17 protein-coding genes, 1 pseudogene and 1 riboswitch are annotated in these 16,494 nt (G+C 46.0%); of the genes and pseudogenes, 17 read left to right on the top strand and 1 reads right to left on the bottom strand.

What is annotated here, in order from left to right:
- Nucleotides 1-11: 11 nt before the first annotated feature.
- On the bottom strand, nt 12-452 hold the full coding sequence (locus KNL20_RS01350) for a hypothetical protein (RefSeq protein WP_230398903.1): 441 nt from the start codon (nt 450-452) through the stop codon (nt 12-14).
- A gap of 75 nt (nt 453-527) precedes the next feature.
- Here KNL20_RS01350 and KNL20_RS01345 point away from each other — a divergent pair, with 75 nt between their 5' ends.
- From KNL20_RS01345 to KNL20_RS01270, 17 genes and pseudogenes are all read left to right on the top strand, one after another.
- Complete coding sequence (locus KNL20_RS01345) at nt 528-2,351, top strand: VirD4-like conjugal transfer protein, CD1115 family (protein WP_230398902.1); 1,824 nt, start codon at nt 528-530, stop codon at nt 2,349-2,351.
- A 15-nt stretch (nt 2,352-2,366) separates the two neighbouring features.
- Entirely contained in the window at nt 2,367-2,633 is a 267-nt protein-coding gene (locus tag KNL20_RS01340; protein WP_230398901.1) for a helix-turn-helix domain-containing protein, read from the top strand.
- Nucleotides 2,634-2,903: 270 nt separating this feature from the next.
- Nucleotides 2,904-3,047, top strand: a pseudogene (locus KNL20_RS16325) (helix-turn-helix domain-containing protein); the annotation flags it as partial.
- 1 nt (nt 3,048) lies between these two features.
- The gene (locus tag KNL20_RS01335; RefSeq protein ID WP_230398900.1) at nt 3,049-3,219 is read left to right on the top strand and encodes a hypothetical protein; all 171 of its coding nucleotides are present in this window, start codon (nt 3,049-3,051) and stop codon (nt 3,217-3,219) included.
- Nucleotides 3,220-3,356: 137 nt separating this feature from the next.
- On the top strand, nt 3,357-4,961 hold the full coding sequence (locus KNL20_RS01330) for an IS1182 family transposase (RefSeq protein WP_230398899.1): 1,605 nt from the start codon (nt 3,357-3,359) through the stop codon (nt 4,959-4,961).
- 680 nt (nt 4,962-5,641) lie between these two features.
- Nucleotides 5,642-5,977, top strand: a complete 336-nt coding sequence (locus KNL20_RS01325) for an ArsR/SmtB family transcription factor (RefSeq protein WP_230398898.1) — start codon at nt 5,642-5,644, stop codon at nt 5,975-5,977.
- A 118-nt stretch (nt 5,978-6,095) separates the two neighbouring features.
- Nucleotides 6,096-6,335, top strand: coding sequence for a DUF2703 domain-containing protein (locus tag KNL20_RS01320; protein WP_329957513.1), 240 nt, complete (start codon nt 6,096-6,098; stop codon nt 6,333-6,335).
- A 154-nt stretch (nt 6,336-6,489) separates the two neighbouring features.
- On the top strand, nt 6,490-8,133 hold the full coding sequence (locus KNL20_RS01315; protein ID WP_230398897.1) for an FAD-dependent oxidoreductase: 1,644 nt from the start codon (nt 6,490-6,492) through the stop codon (nt 8,131-8,133).
- 88 nt (nt 8,134-8,221) lie between these two features.
- Nucleotides 8,222-8,572, top strand: coding sequence for an ArsR/SmtB family transcription factor (locus KNL20_RS01310; RefSeq protein ID WP_230398896.1), 351 nt, complete (start codon nt 8,222-8,224; stop codon nt 8,570-8,572).
- Nucleotides 8,573-8,585: 13 nt separating this feature from the next.
- The gene (arsB, locus tag KNL20_RS01305; protein ID WP_230398895.1) at nt 8,586-9,647 is read left to right on the top strand and encodes an ACR3 family arsenite efflux transporter; all 1,062 of its coding nucleotides are present in this window, start codon (nt 8,586-8,588) and stop codon (nt 9,645-9,647) included.
- On the top strand, nt 9,631-10,122 hold the full coding sequence (locus KNL20_RS01300; RefSeq protein ID WP_230398894.1) for a GNAT family N-acetyltransferase: 492 nt from the start codon (nt 9,631-9,633) through the stop codon (nt 10,120-10,122). The genes arsB and KNL20_RS01300 overlap by 17 nt, the downstream gene beginning before the upstream one ends.
- Before the next feature lie 23 nt (nt 10,123-10,145).
- Nucleotides 10,146-10,517, top strand: coding sequence for an arsenite efflux transporter metallochaperone ArsD (gene arsD, locus KNL20_RS01295; protein WP_230398893.1), 372 nt, complete (start codon nt 10,146-10,148; stop codon nt 10,515-10,517).
- Nucleotide 10,518: 1 nt separating this feature from the next.
- Nucleotides 10,519-12,255: an arsenical pump-driving ATPase gene (gene arsA / locus KNL20_RS01290; RefSeq protein WP_230398892.1), complete on the top strand. Its 1,737-nt coding sequence runs from the start codon at nt 10,519-10,521 to the stop codon at nt 12,253-12,255.
- A 135-nt stretch (nt 12,256-12,390) separates the two neighbouring features.
- Nucleotides 12,391-12,480, top strand: a riboswitch (cyclic di-GMP riboswitch).
- Nucleotides 12,481-13,147: 667 nt separating this feature from the next.
- Complete coding sequence (locus KNL20_RS01285; RefSeq protein ID WP_230398891.1) at nt 13,148-13,504, top strand: ArsR/SmtB family transcription factor; 357 nt, start codon at nt 13,148-13,150, stop codon at nt 13,502-13,504.
- Between the two features lie 22 nt (nt 13,505-13,526).
- A complete protein-coding gene (locus KNL20_RS01280; protein ID WP_014314974.1) occupies nt 13,527-13,751 on the top strand; it encodes a cation transporter in 225 nt (74 codons plus the stop codon).
- A 141-nt stretch (nt 13,752-13,892) separates the two neighbouring features.
- Complete coding sequence (locus tag KNL20_RS01275) at nt 13,893-15,734, top strand: heavy metal translocating P-type ATPase (RefSeq protein ID WP_230398890.1); 1,842 nt, start codon at nt 13,893-13,895, stop codon at nt 15,732-15,734.
- A gap of 16 nt (nt 15,735-15,750) precedes the next feature.
- Nucleotides 15,751-16,491 carry a ZIP family metal transporter gene (locus KNL20_RS01270; RefSeq protein ID WP_230398889.1) on the top strand — a complete coding sequence of 247 codons (741 nt, stop codon included), beginning with the start codon at nt 15,751-15,753 and terminating at the stop codon, nt 16,489-16,491.
- The last annotated feature ends 3 nt before the right edge of the window (nt 16,492-16,494 follow it).

Genomic DNA, 16,494 nt, shown 5'->3' with positions numbered 1-16,494 from the left:
TGGAGCGGCACTTAAGGTAGCCGCTCCGTTTCTCCGCGCTGTTCTTCCCACAAATATTTCACGAGTCCGAAATGATAGATTTCAATTTCGCAGTCAAACCAATTTCTGCCCATCGTCATATTGCAGCCGAATTTGGCTTGGTTGTAACCATAGGTTTCGTCAATGATGTCAATCATCATTTGATTGTTCCGCATCTGTTTGGCAAAGTCTCGGATATCCCATTGTTTTCGAAATTTGTCTTTCCCAGTGCAATATACCCGGCAAAAATCAAAATCTACTTTTGGAAAAAAGATTTGAGTTTTCCCGGTTTGTTCCACTTGATCATCCTGAATCGTGCGAATTCCGTCCTCTATTACAAAACAGATGGTATCGTCTGCTATTTCGATGTGATTAAGCCTGGCATCATGCAAACTCACCGGCAGTATCATGTTTGGCTTTTCATAATCAGGCATTCATAGCACCTCTCTTATTTTTCATTATATAAGATTATCCTACTATAAAATCCTCTAAACTGAAAGGAGCGCCCGATGCAATCCCAAGTCTACATCTTATTCGCAGCGGCCGCCGTGATGTTTCTCGTCATCGGCGGCCTTTCTCTTTTAGCCCATTATTACACCCTCAACGGAATCAAGTCCCGCACAGTGGGTGACGGCCAACATGGTACCGCGCGCTTTTCTACCAAAAAGGAAATCAAAAGCATCTACAAGCACATTCCCTTTCAGCCGGAGCTGTGGCGGAAGGGAGAAAACCTCCCAGCTGTTTCGGAGCAGGGAATCATCCTCGGCAGCACGGGATCTAAAAACAAGGTCACGGCGCTGGTGGATACCGACGACGTCCACTGCCTTATGATCGGCGCATCCGGCGTGGGCAAGACGGCATTCTTCCTGTATCCGAATCTGGAATATGCCTGCGCTTCGGGAATGAGCTTTCTGACTACCGATACCAAGGGGGACCTGTACCGCAACTACGGCGCCATTGCCCGTGACTATTATGGCTACCATGTGGCGGTTATCGACCTTCGAAATCCTACCCGCTCGGACGGCAACAATATGCTCCAGCTGGTTAACACCTACATGGATGCGTATCTTGCCGACGAAAACAACCTTGTGGCAAAGGCTAAGGCGGAGAAATACGCCAAAATCATCTCCAAAACCATCATAAACGCTAGCGGCGAGAACTACGGACAGAATCAGTTTTTCTATGATGCCGCCGAGGGGCTTCTGTCCTCCATCATTCTGCTGATTGCGGAATATCTGCCGCCCACCAAAGTGGATGGAAAAAAGGTGGACTGCCGCCATATCATCAGCGTGTTCAAGCTGGTGCAGGATTTGCTGGCACCCAGCAAGGTAAAGGGAAAAAGCCAGTTTCAGCTTCTCATGGAAAAGCTGCCGCCCGATCATAAGGCCCGCTGGTTTGCGGGAGCTGCCCTCAACTCCGCGGAGCAGGCCATGGCATCGGTGCTGTCCACCGTACTATCCCGCCTGAATGCCTTTCTTGATTCGGAAATGGAGCAGATTCTGTGTTTTGATACAGCCATTGACGCGGAGAAATTCTGCAATGAAAAATCCGCACTGTTTATTGTACTTCCTGAAGAAGATCTGACAAAATATTTCATGGTCAGCTTGATGATCCAGCAGCTCTACCGGGAAATCCTTGCGGTGGCGGACGAGAACGGCGGCAAGCTGAAAAACCGGGTCATGTTTTACTGTGATGAGCTGGGTACACTGCCCGCCATCGAATCGCTGGAGCTGATTTTTTCAGCCAGCCGTTCCCGCCGCCTTTCCATGGTACCCATTATCCAGTCCTTCGGCCAGCTTGAAAAAAATTATGGCAAGGAGGGTTCGGAAATCATCGTGGACAACTGCCAGGATACCATCTTCGGCGGCTTCGCTCCCAACAGCCAGACTGCCGAAGTGCTGAGTAAGGCATTGGGCAGCCGCACCGTGATGAGCGGCAGTATAAGCCGGGGTAAAAATGATCCCAGCCAATCCCTGCAGATGATGGAGCGCCCTCTCATGACGCCGGATGAGCTGAAATCCATTCCCAAGGGCAGCTTTGTCGTCATGAAAACCGGCACCCATCCCATGCGGACAAGACTGCGGCTGTTTCTGGATTGGGGCATCCGTTTCGGAAAGCCCTATACCGTGGCGGAAAAGGCGCACCGGAAAGTGATCTATGCCGATAAGCAGACGCTGGAGGAAAACATCGTCCGCAAGCACACGGCCTGCCTGATGGTGGGTGAGGAAACCGGGGAGCTCCTTGAACCGCCCACCGGCACCGGAGCGCTCCATACACCCGTGGCGGAACCGCCCGCAGAGCCGCAGAAGCGGCGCAGCCACCTCAGAACGTAAAGGAGCCGATGAACCATGAGCTACTTTAACCACATTTATTCTGCCCCGCCCGATGAGCTCCCCCATCGGGCAAGGGCGGTTTATATTTACCTCCGTGACCGCGCGGGAAAGGGCGCAGACTGCTGGCCTGCGGTCAAGACCATTGCTGCCGACTTGCAGCTTTCCCGAAGCACTGTCAAGCGCGCTCTGCATGATTTGGTGAAAGCGGGGCTGATTGAAAAAGAGTCTCGCTACCGAGAGAACGGCAGCAATACCAGCAACAGGCTGATTTTAAAAAAATAGCCGGACTTGCGGCAAAGCGAAAAGACGGATTTCCCGCCAAGGGGATACTCCGTCTTTTCGCTGAACCCAGGTGCGGTTCATGGTGAACACACCAGAACCTCTCACTCTAAAAATATTTATTACAGAAAAAGAGAAATGTAACTTTGTGTTTTTATGTAACATGTCAAAAGCTATTTATAACAGTTCTATTTTTGTAAACTATAAACATACAAATAAAATTTTAATGTTACAAAGAGAGGTGGGGATTGAAAGCGACAGGCATTAGGTAAAAGGGTCAACCAATTGAGAAAGGACAAGGGCTTGACCTCCGAGCAGTTATCGGAGCTGTGCGGAGTGAATGCGGTGCATATCCGCAGAATTGAAAGCAGTGGCAGCCTGCCCGGCTTTTCTCTTTTTCTGAAGATATGTATGTAACGTGCTGGGAAGCTCTGCGGATTATCTGCTGGGATATCTTCTGGAGCATCCCGTGATACCCGACAGCGTGGAGCAGCTTGGCAAGCAGTTGAAGCATCTGGAACTCAATCAGATCGACATGATCAATGAGATGGTAGAGGTCATGATCCGGCACACAACCGGCAAGGAATAAAGGGTGAAAAATGATTGGGGCCGTTGCAAAATAAGTGAATCATCACTTATGGAGCAATGGCCCTTCTTCTGTGTAAAAACCTCAAAAAATGAAAAAGACAGATTCCGAAGAACCCGCCTTTCATGGTATAATTAATTATGCGAATAACAAAATACACCACTAAAGATTATACCGAACTTGGCCAAACTTTTCAACTGGTTTTGCCATTAAGTTTGGAAGGTCTCGTTCCTGATGATGACTCTATCCGACTGCTGAGCCATGAATTGGAGGATTTAGATTACGCGAAGTTATATCTGGCTTACTCTGCCAAAGGCAGAAATCCGGCAGTGGACCCTAAGACTATGTTCAAGATCCTGACCTACGCTTATTCCCAAAACATTTACTCTTCCAGAAAAATCGAAAAAGCCTGCAAAAGAGATATCAACTTCATGTGGCTTCTGGCCGGTCAGAAAGCTCCGGATCACAGTACCATCGCAAGATTCCGTACCGGGTTTTTGGCTGATGCCTGTGAAGATCTGTTCTATCAGATGGTCAGAAACTTAGCTGCCATGGGGGAACTGGGGAAAGAGACCGTATTTATTGACGGAACAAAGTTAGAAGCCTGTGCTAATAAATACACGTTTGTCTGGAAAAAATCTGTAGGGAAATGGGAAGAAAAAATGTTTGCCAGAATCACACAGGCTGTAGATTTGGTAAACCGGGAATACATAAAGGACTTTTCCATTGCGAGAGAAAATCGCGGCAAAGATTTACAGAGAGTATTTGACTTCCTGGATTCCTATTGCAAAGAACAGGGAATTCGATTTGTTTATGGAAGAGGAAAACGTAAGTGCAATCATCAAAAGTACCATGAATTATTCCGGCGTTTTCTGGACAGGCAGCTTCTTTATGATCTGCATAACTCAAAATTTCATGGAAGAAACAGTTATTCTAAGACGGATGTTGATGCCACGTTTATGCACATGAAGGATGACCACATGAGAAACGCCCAGCTAAAACCGGGTTATAACGTACAGATCGCAGTGGACAGCGAATACGTGGTGGCGGCAGATATCTTTCAGGACCGGAATGATGTCTGGACCCTGGTGCCATTTTTAAAACATATGGAGGAAAATCTGGGATTTCAGTATCCCAGCGTGACAGCAGATGCCGGATACGAAAGCGAGGAAGCGTATTGCTCCTTAGATGAGAAACAACAGACTTATTATATCAAGCCACAGATTTATGAAAGGTGGAAAAAGCGAAGCTTCAAAAAAGATATCAGCAAGCGGGAGAATATGGGGTATGAGGAAGAAACAGATACTTATACCTGCCATAGCGGCCGGAAGCTGAAAGCCCTATATAAAAAGAAACAGAAGAGCAAAAATGGATATGAATCCGAAGTGACGGTATATGAATGCGAGGATTGCAGTGGCTGCCCGGAAAAAGACAAGTGTACAAAGGCAAAGGGAAACAAGCGGCTGTATGTATCAAAGAAGTTCATAGAGAAACGCCAGAAATCCTATGAAAACATCACAAGTGAGCGTGGAATACTTTATCGAATGAATCGTTCCATTCAGGTAGAAGGTGCATTTGGAGTGTTGAAAAGTGATTATGAATTTCAAAGATTTCTGCTGAGAGGGAAAACCAAAGTAAAACTGGAGATTCTATTGCTATGTATGGGTTATAACATCAATAAGCTACATGGGAAAATCCAGAATGAAAGACTAAAAAGTCATCTGTTCGAATTAAAAATGGCGTAAAAAAGCAGCCAGAAAGAAAGGCTTTATTAAGGTATGCAAAAAATCAGGATAAAAATCCGCACAAGAGGATTTTTATCCTGATTTTATCTGCAAAAGGAAAGGTGCCGCTCAATAGCTATAAATCGGCTATTTTTGCGACACCCTCTTTCCTTTGTCCTGTTTTGTCTTTCAGTTGTCCCTCGATGTAGTTTATAATGATACAAAATTAAATAGTAGGTTACATGGGAAGGAGATCGCAATGACGGCAAAAGAAAAAGCAAAGCTGGTCAGCCAGGCGGGAAAGTTCTATACCCTTGGCCTGACCGTAGAAAAATGCAGGGAAAAGCTGAGTTGATTGGTAGAGAAAAAGATTCCCTACGATTCGCCCAAAAGTAGCTCTGGATGAGTTTCAAAAAGCAGATCAAGAATGGAAGCATTTAGAGCAGGAGCATTTAAAATACAGATCGCAGTTTTAAGAAAAAGGACGATGATAAAGTAGTACCTTCGCCCCTGTGGGTGGTTTGAACAAAGTAAAAGCCTATTTTTATAGACACGGAGTAGTAATAAGGTTTTATATGTCTAACGCAAGTCGGTCATCTTATGAGTAATTATGGCGAATAAAAAATACAATTTTATATTGACATTTATCGATTTGAGGAATACAATAGTCATATCGAAGTTTTTAGATATGAGGTGTCAATATGGACTACTATATGGAGAACACAAAAGTGTTCAAAGCGTTAGGCGACCCTAAGAGGGCGCTGATTGTTGATATGCTCTCCTGCGGCGAATTATGCGCCTGCGATATTCTTGAGAAATTTGAAATGTCTCAATCTACTCTATCCCATCACATGAAAATTCTGTGTGAGTGTGGTCTTGTAAAAGGGAGAAACGAGGGAAAATGGACGTACTATTCATTAGATGAGGATGCAATCAGTAAAACAAAGCAGTTTTTTCGCGCTATCACATCCAATAAGGAAAATTGTATTTGCATGGAAAATGAAAATTGTTGTAAGGAGTGTGCTGAAAATGAGTAAATGCTGTTGTTCTTCTAAAAATAGCTGTTGCCAGCCACAGCCGAAAAAGACAATTAATACTGATTTTTTGTATTTGGACACAACCATTTGCAGTAGGTGCCAGGATACTTAAAAGGCTCTGGCTGGAGCGGTTTCCAGTGTTACAGTTGTCCTGAACGCAGCGGGGTATGAGGTAAAGGTAAATAAAGTGAATATCACAACGAAAGAGCTGGCTATCCAATATCAGTTTATTAGTTCACCTACCATTCGTGTGAACGGAAACGACATTGTTGTGGAGTTACGGGAATCGGTCTGCGAGGACTACGGAGACCTCTGTGGCGATAATGTGGATTGTCGCGTGTGGGTATTGGCGGCATAGAATATACAGGGCCTTCCCAAGAGCTTATTGTAAACGCAGTTCTCCAAGAAGTATACGGAGGCAATTCAATGGAGGAACCCGCCCCACTATACATTACCGCACAATTTGGAAGTGTTTTCAACGGTAAAGAATCACTGTAAAAAGGAGGATTTTTATGCGAATTGTAATTATCGGTGCGGTAGCTGCGGGAACCTCTGCCGCTGCTAAAGCAAGAAGAAACAACGAGGATGCGGAAATCGTAATTTATGAAAAGGATAGTTTTATTTCTTACTCCGGCTGCGGTATGCCTTACTATATCGGGGACGAGGTTGAAAGTGCAGATCAACTGATCCCCCGCACGCCCGCTTTCTTTAAGAGCAAATACAATGTAGATATTCATATCCTGCACGAAGTGCTTTCCATCTCTCCGGATATAAAGAGCATCACAATTAAAAACATGACTACAGGAGACGAATTCATTGACCATTATGATAAGCTCGTTATCGCTACTGGGGCAAGAGCGGTCGTCCCTCCGATAAAGGGCGCAGACGGTCCAAATGTTTTTACACTGCGCAATATTAACGATATGAACCGCATAAAGAGTCATATAGATTTAACTCAGCCCCGTGCGGCGGTCATCATCGGCACAGGCTTTATTGGCCTTGAGGTTTGTGAAAATCTCAAGAGGCTTGGCATCGAAGTGACCATGCTGGAGAAATTATCGCAGGTCACGCCGGGACTGGATGCCGATATGGCCATTTATGTTCAGGATCACATTGTAAAGAATGGTGTTTCTGTGTTGACAGGCGTTTCTGCTTTTGAAATTACAAATAGCAGCGTGGTTTTATCAGACGGCACAGAAATCAAAGCAGATATGGTTCTTGTATCCACCGGTGTGCGTCCCAACACGGAGTTGGCGGCAGCGGTTGGAATTGATCTTGGAGCCTCTGGTGCAATCCGGGTGAACACCAAGATGGAAACAAATTTGCCGGATATTTATGCTTGCGGTGACTGCACCCAGCAATTCCATGTTGTAACGGGAAAGCCGGTTTATAGGCCGCTTGGCTCTACTGCTAACAAAACAGGTAGAATCGCGGGTGATAGCATGACGGGCGGTGGTTTGGAATTTAGAGGCATCCTTGGTACAGGTATTTTCAAAATCTTCGACATGACGGTAGCGCAAACCGGTCTTTCTGAGCGTGAAGCACATGAGTTGGGATACGATGTGGTGGTATGCCACAATATCAAACCCAATAAACCCGAATATATGCAAGGCAAGGAAATGATCATTAAGGGGATAGCCGATAAAAAGACCGGCAGACTTTTGGGGGTTCAAATCGTTGGATATGAGGGCGTTGATAAGCGGGTAGATGTTTTTGTAACAGCAATCACCTTCAAAGCGAAAGTCGAAGATCTTTTCCATCTTGATTTGGCCTATGCCCCGCCTTTCTCAACGACGAAAGACCCTGTGATGTATACCGGTATGATACTTGAAAATGCTATCCACAAGGGCAGGCCACTGATGACGGCACAGGAGTTGGATGTTCTTGTACAGTCCGGCGAAAAGTACACACTGATTGACGCAAGAGTTCTCACCCAATATGAAAAAGATCATGTTGATACGGCACAGAGTATCCCCCATGAAAAACTTCGAAAAACAGCCGAATCGCTTGATAAAGATACGGTTACTGTCACCTATTGTAATAAAGGAACAACTGGCAACGCAGCTCAGAACATCCTGCTTGGAAAGGGTTTTAAACGAGTATTTAACCTTTCTGGCGGACAGAAACAGTACAGAAAAACACACGGCGAGAATTGAATTTGTATTTAGGCCATTGTAACCAATGGCTTTTGAAAGGCATACTATATGAGTGCATGCTCATATAAGAATAAAACTGGAGGTGAAGATGATGGTGGATATTTTCAAGGCATTGTCAGAAGAAAGCAGATTGCGTATATTGTCACTACTGCTGGAAGGTGAGTTGTGTGTCTGCGAAATTGAAGCCTGTCTGAGAATGACTCAATCAAATGCATCTCGGCATTTGACCGCACTAAAGAGATGTGGAATTCTAGAAAGCAATAAAAAAGCGCAATGGACCTACTACAAAATAAGCGATGGTTTCATTCAGAAAAATACAGAACTATGGGAGTACTTGAAAGGCAGGTTGAGGACACTGCCGTCCTATCCTTCGGATTGCGAAGAATATCAGAAATGCAAATTACAAGGCTTATGCGAGTGCAACAAAAAACCTCATTAAAGGAGTGATAACAATGGAACAAGAAAAGACACAAGGCATTGGTTTTTTTGAAAAATATCTAACCGTCTGGGTTCTGCTGTGCATGGCAGCTGGTATCCTGATCGGAAAATTCCTGCCCGGCATTCCGGATGTCTTAGAAAAATTTCAATATGCCGGGCAGAACCTCCCGATTGCCATCCTCATTTGGATTATGATTTTCCCCATGATGATGAAAATTGATTTCCAGTCTATCAAGAATGTGCGGAAAAATCCTTTGGGCATCCTCATTTCCAGCGGAAGCAGCTGGCTCATTAAACCATTCCTCATGTTTGGGCTGGCGACTTTGTTTTTCAAGGTCATCTTCCAACCTCTTATCCCAGCAGAGTTGGCACAGGACTTCGTGACAGGCGCAGTATTGCTGGGCGTAGCACCCTGCACGGCGATGGTGTTTGTATGGAGTCATCTGACGAAAGGCGATCCGGCGCATACGCTTGTACAGGTTTCAGTCAATGATCTCTTAATCCTCGTGCTGTTTGTGCCGCTGGTTCAATTCTTGCTGGGAGTAAATGGCGTTACGATTCCTTGGGATACGCTCTTCTTTTCCATCGTATTATTCGTTGTCGTTCCGCTGGTTGGCGGCGCACTTACGCGCTTTTTGATGATAAAGAAAAAAGGCATAGAGTATTTCAATGAAAGGTTTCTCCCAAAGTTTGACGGTGTCACGACCTTGGGGCTGCTGCTCACCCTGATCATAATTTTTTCCTTCCAAGGCGATATTATTTTGGAACAGCCTCTGTTCGTTTTGTTGATCGCAGTACCGCTGATTCTGCAAAATGTAATCTCAGCCACCTTTACCTACTTGATATGCAAGTGGACGAAACAACCACACAACATTGCGGCTCCGGCTTCTCTGATTGCTGCCTCGGACTTCTTCGAACTTTCTGTGGCAGTAGCAATTACTCTTTTAGGTCCAAATTCGCCGGTTGTGCTTGCCTGTACGGTCGGCGTGTTAACCGAGGTTCCGGTCATGCTCTTGCTCGTCAAATTTATAAACAAAACGAAAGGCTGGTTTCCTCAAAATGAATTACAAAATTAGAGCAATGCAAAAGGATGACTGGAAGCCAGTCAGCGAAATATACCAGCAAGGTATGCATACAAATCTTGCAACATTTCAAACGGAATGCCCCACCTATGAGGAATTTGATCAGTCGCATATGAGGCAATGCCGCTTTGTAATAACCGATGATGATGTCATTATTGGTTGGGCGGCGTTAACGCCTGTATCAAGCCGTTGTGTATATCGCGGTGTGGCTGAAGTCAGCATCTATATTCATGACACTTACAGAGGAAAAGGTGTGGGAACCCAACTGCTAAATTTTCTTTCCGACCAATCCGAGAAAGAGGATTTCTGGACACTGCAATCAGGAATTATGGCTGACAACAAAGCAAGCATTCGATTACATGAAAAATGCGGATTTCGTCAGGTGGGATTCCGTGAGCGAATCGGAAAAGACCGATTTGGACAATGGCGCAATACCGTTCTTATGGAACGAAGAAGCAATTTCAATTAATTATATAAAGGAGATATTTTACTATGAAAAAAATGAAAATCTTTGAACCCGCTATGTGTTGCTCAACCGGCCTTTGCGGCGTGGGAGTTGATACTGAACTGCTGCGCATCTCCACAGTATTGGAAACGCTGAAAAAGAAAGGCATGAATATTGACCGCTTCAACCTTAACAGCGCACCGGCTGAGTTTATCACCGACCAGACTATCAATGCGTATATCAACGAAAAAGGAACAGAGGGATTGCCCGCTGTGATGGTCGATGGCAAAATCGTGATTACTGGCCGCTATCCTACCAATGAGGAATTTACGAAGTTGCTCGACCTTCCCGAAGATGTGTTGGGCAAGCAGAATAAAACCGCATCTGGCGGCTGTTGCTGTGAAGGAGGTTGCTGTTAAAATGAAATTATTCGACCCACGTAACATCAACCTAACAAAGTACCTTTTCTATACCGGCAAGGGCGGCGTTGGCAAGACCAGCGTTGCCTGTGCCACCGCAGTATCCCTTGCAGACAGCGGCAAGAGTGTACTGCTTATCAGTACCGACCCGGCATCCAACTTGCAGGATGTATTCTCGATGGAACTGACCAACAAGGGTATTCCCATCCCTGATGTTCCCAACTTGGTGGTTGCAAATTTGGACCCCATACAGGCAGCAGCCGAATATCGGGAGAGCGTGATTGCTCCCTATCGTGGCAAGTTGCCGGAATCTGTCCTTGCCAATATGGAGGAACAGCTTTCCGGTTCCTGCACGATTGAGATTGCGGCGTTCAATGAGTTTTCCAACTTCATTACGGATGATAAGGTTCAGCAGGAATACGACCATATTATTTTTGATACTGCCCCTACCGGCCATACCCTGCGTATGCTTCAGCTCCCGTCTGCATGGAGCAATTTCATCAGCGAAAGCACACACGGTGCCTCCTGCCTGGGCCAGCTTTCTGGATTAGAAAGCAAAAAGGCCATTTACAAACAGGCGGTTGAAACACTGGCAAACGGTAGCCTGACCACGCTGATTCTCGTCAGCCGCTCTGAAACTGCTCCCTTCAAGGAAGCAGAACGGGCTTCCGGCGAGCTCTCCGCATTGGGCGTGAACAATCAAATGCTGGTGATCAACGGCGTATTAATGGAATATACCGACACCCTATCCTCCAACCTGTACTCAAAGCAGCAGGCGGCCCTTGCTGCCATGCCAGAGAGTCTAAGGACACTTCCAATCCGTATGGTTCCTCTGCGGACCTATAATGTGACAGGGCTTGAAAATGTGCGTGCCTTGCTGCATACTGACCGTGTGACCGCACATGTCCAAACGCTGAATGCTACACATATTCCTGCGCTGAATGATGTGATAGATGAACTGGCGATAGAGGGCAAACGTGTCATCTTCACGATGGGCAAAGGTGGCGTGGGAAAGACTACTGTTGCTGCTGCTGTTGCATTAGGGCTTGCCAAGCGTGGTAAAAAAGTCCACCTCACCACCACCGATCCCGCCGCTCACCTGAAATTTGTGCTGAACGAAGAAAGCGGTGTGTCAATGAGCCATATCGATGAAGCAGAAGAATTGAAGAAGTACCAATCTGAGGTGCTTTCCAAAGCGCGTGCTTCCGGCATGAGCGATGAGGACATCGCCTACGTGGAAGAAGATTTGCGTTCCCCTTGTACACAGGAAATCGCTGTGTTCCGTGCCTTTGCGGAGATTGTGGAAAGAGCCAATGATCAGGTGGTGGTTATTGACACCGCTCCTACTGGTCACACTCTGCTTTTGCTTGAATCTACCCAAAGTTACAACCACGAAATTCAGCGCACCAAGGGCGAAATTCCCGAATCGGTCAAGAGGTTATTGCCCCGACTGAAATCCGATGAAACCGAGGTTTTAATTGTGACCTTGCCCGAAGCAACTCCCGTTTATGAAGCGTTGCGGCTGGAGGATGATTTGCAGCGGGCGGGCATTGCTGCCAAATGGTGGGTTGTCAATCAGTCTCTTTATGGCACGAATACCACGAACCCAATGCTTGCGGCAAAAGCGGCAGGCGAAGTAGAGTGGCTCAACCGTATTGATGAACACGCAAAGGGGAAATTTGCACTAATTGCATGGAGTGCTGAAGAAATTAAAGGCGACCGCCTGTTAAATCTGTAAGGTGGAAAACATAGTAAAAGTCATATTTATATGTTTCCATAATTCTTGTGGCAGCCAGACCGCTGAGACGATGAATCGCCAACTTGGGTGATGTTTTAAAGTAGCGTGAAAGAAGTAACTGTCAAAAATAAATACTGCAGCCAAGGGCAAACCCACTAAAAGGTGGGGACGCAAAGCTATAGGGTCTAAGGTGTATTACTGCACTACGATAGCCTGGTTGCCAAAAGCTATGCGGAGCCTGCCCTCGTTTCAGAGGGCAGGCTCTTATTATGGGCTTTAGCCTGTTGAACATGGGTGAGTTTCTCTTTAGGAGAAATCAATCCATGTGAAATAATAAACCACCCGCTTTACGGGTGGTCTTGACTGCCTACGGTTTTAAGAGTTCGAGTCCTTCTTCTCTGCCATATTTGTACATTGCGATTAATAGAAGCCCGATGTACCCTGAAAGCCCAGTAATACTGGTTTTTTTGCGTTCAAGGAGATTTTTCAAAGCGTTTTTGAGGGCGAATTTGTCCTTGCCATCTTACACATAACGAGCATTTATGCACCCGCCGAACGGAAAGCGTGAAAAGATGCACCCGCCCTGCTTTTGCTCGTTCAGCGGTAGTGGAAATTTTCACATATTCATCGTTTTACAGACTTTCTTTCACAATGTTGAATTAACCCAAAACTATCCTGTTTAATGGAAAAACTCCAACTTGTCCCAAAAGCCGAATATGCAATGTACATACACCATTGTCGTGTTAATTTCACGCGTTCGCTGAACGTGGTAGACGAAAAGGACAGATGCTATAAAAAAATTCAAAAGCCCCTTGACAAATGAGTGACTGTTCAACTATAATATGAATATGGTTGAACAGTCACTCAATCAAATGCAAAGGAGGTGCTTTCTATGCCCGTTAAAGGAGACGTGTGCGATTGCGATGTTATCCACGAAGAAATCGTTGCGAATGTGAAGTCACAAATGCTTTCAGATACAACTATGATTGCCGCTTCTGATTTTCTAAAAGCAATCGGAGACCCTACAAGAGTTAAGATGCTTTGGGCTTTGGGTGTCAGCGAAATGTGCGTGTGTGATTTGGCATATTTGCTAAAGATGACAAAATCCGCAATCTCACATCAATTGCGAACTTTGAAAGCGGCCAACTTGGTAAAGTTCCGAAAAGACGGCAAAGTGGTCTACTATTCTCTTGTAGATGATCACGTAAACATTATTCTAAAACAAAGTTTGAGCCATATCACAGAATAATAATTTTAAGGAGGAAATCACTATGAAAAAGCAATTTAGACTCGAAGGACTTGACTGCGCCAACTGCGCCGCGAAAATGGAAAAGGACATCGGCGCGCTTTCCGGTGTGACAACCGCAAGTGTCAACCATATGACAACGAAACTTGTCTTTGAAACCGCCGAGGGAGCAGACATTGATTATATCGTTGCCGAAGCTGAAAAAATCGTTCACAAGTACGAACCGGAAGTCGTAATGAAACGGGCGTGATGTGCCATCGCGAACGGCGAGATTGTATAGGGCGATACTCTCGATTAACGCCCTATACAATTGCTTAATGCCGCTGACTAAAGAATTTTTTTACACTAACAGTTGAGTGAGCTCTCAACCAATATAGAGGAGGGATTTAAAGTGAATAAGCGTCTAACCAAAATCATCATAGCGGCTGTCATTTTCGTGGCAGGTCTGCTTGCTCCGAAAGACCCGGAGTGGCTTTCGATAATTCTGTTTCTTGCCGCTTACGTTGTCGTCGGCTACGAAATTATTTTTAAGGCGGTCAAGAATATTACGCACGGAGAAGTCTTTGACGAAAACTTCTTAATGACTATCGCCACAGTCGGCGCGCTCATCGCGGGGGAGTACCCGGAGGGCGTTGCAGTTATGCTGTTTTATCAAGTCGGCGAGTTATTCCAAAGTTACGCCGTTTCTAAATCGAGGAAGTCTATCGCCGGACTTATGGATATTCGCCCCGATTACGCTAATGTAAAACGCGGTGACGGCAGCTTAGAAAGGGTTGATCCCTATGATGTGAATATTGGCGATATTATCGTCGTACAGCCGGGTGAGAAAATACCGCTTGACGGCATAATCATTGAGGGCAACTCAATGGTAGACACCAAAGCCTTGACGGGCGAATCCGTTCCCCGCGAAGTTTCCGTAGGCGGCGAAGCGTTAAGCGGTTGTATCAATGTCAGCGGCGTTCTAACCATTGAAGTGCAAAAGGAATTTGGCGAATCAACCGTTTCAAAAATTCTTGACCTTGTTGAAAACGCAAGCAGTAAAAAATCCAATTCCGAAAACTTCATTACGAAGTTTGCTCGGATTTATACTCCTGTTGTCGTGGGAGCCGCAGTTTTACTTGCCGTTATTCCCTCGCTCATTACAGGTGAATGGAGCGTGTGGACGCTTCGCGCCTTGACTTTCCTTGTGGTGTCCTGCCCTTGCGCGCTCGTTGTGTCTATCCCGCTTAGTTTCTTCGGTGGTATTGGCGGGGCTTCAAGAAGCGGTATTTTGGTAAAGGGGAGCAACTATCTTGAGGCTTTGGCAAAGACTGAAACGGTTGTGTTCGATAAGACAGGAACTCTCACCAAAGGCGTGTTTAAGGTACAGGAAATCCACCCTGTTGAAGTGTCGGCAGACGAACTATTAGAGTTGACCGCATACGCTGAAAGCTATTCCAATCACCCGATTTCGCTCTCCCTAAAAACCGCATACGGCAAGGAGATTGACAAGAGCAAAGTGACCGACACGGAGGACATTGCGGGTCACGGTATCAGCGTAACGGTGTTTGGCAAAAAGGTCTTTGCAGGGAACACAAGGCTGATGAAAAAAATCGGCGTAGATTACTGTAAAGATGAAATAATCGGCACGGTTGTCCACGTTGCCATTGACAGCAAATACGCCGGATATATCGTTATTGCAGACGAAGTAAAAGAGGATTCCGCAGAAGCAATCCGCCGCCTTAAAGCTATGGGAATTAAGCAAACGGTCATACTCACTGGCGACAGTAACTCGGTCGGTCAAAAGGTCGGACGCGAACTCGGTGTAGACAAGATTTACACGGAACTTTTGCCCGGTGATAAGGTGGCCAAATTGGAAGAACTGCTTGCCGCCAAATCCGCGAAAGGCAAACTCGCTTTTGTCGGCGACGGCATCAATGATGCGCCTGTTCTCGCTCGTTCGGATATAGGGATAGCTATGGGCGGTTTAGGCTCGGACGCGGCGATTGAAGCCGCCGATATTGTGATTATGACCGATGAACCGTCAAAGATTGCGTCGGCTATCAGAATATCAAAAAAGACGCTCGGCATTGCCACGCAAAACACTTGGCTTGCACTCGGTATAAAGGCAGTTGTTCTCGTCCTCAGCGCGCTAGGTATTACTGATATGTGGATGGCGGTTTTCGCAGACGTTGGCGTGACTGTTCTCGCGGTACTGAACTCTTTCCGCGCGCTTAATACGAAAAAGCTGTGAACGGAGGGGGTATATAATGCAAGCTGTTTTATTCAGTTTGCTTGCCACCATTTTGGGAACATTGCTCGGAAGTCTGATAGCGGTTTGGGCAGGAAACCGTTCTCCGAAAATCATCAATTATCTACTGTCACTTGCCGCAGGGTTTATGTTGAGCCTTGTGTTTTTCGACCTTGTTCCCGAAGTGTTGGAGATTGCAAGCGTTCCTCTAACAATTTTGGGAATTGGAATCGGGATTGCCGTAATTCTGATATTCGACACGGTTTCCGATAAAATGGCGGACGGCAAAGACGGAGAAATCCCACAGGCGAAAGTGAAAATCGAGATTTTGCGCTCCGGCTATATTATGCTTGTAGCTGTTGGTATTCATAATTTACCCGCCGGACTTGCAATCGGCGCGGGAGCGGAACACCATATCGGGTTTGCGGCGACAATGGCTCTTACCCTTGCTCTGCATAATATCCCTGAGGGTGTGGCTACTGCCGCTCTGTTATTGGCGGGTGGAGCAAAAAAGCGTAACGCGGTTTTGCTGTCAACACTAACAGGAGTGCCGACCATTCTTGGCGCGACAATTGGTTACTTTGTCGGGAATATGTCAGACGTTGCAATGGCATTGACTACTTCGGCTGTGGCGGGAATTATCCTGTATATGATTTTTGAAGAAATACTTCCGAAGGGTGCCGCAATTCTTAAGACACGATTAACAACGGTCTTTACATTGCTTGGAATAATTATCGGGATTGTGGCGATAAGTGGTTGATAC

The organism is Novisyntrophococcus fermenticellae (assembly GCF_018866245.1).
Lineage (GTDB): Bacteria > Bacillota > Clostridia > Lachnospirales > Lachnospiraceae > Novisyntrophococcus > Novisyntrophococcus fermenticellae.
Note: the sequence above shows the minus strand (reverse complement) of the source record. Positions and strands in the feature narration are given on the sequence as shown.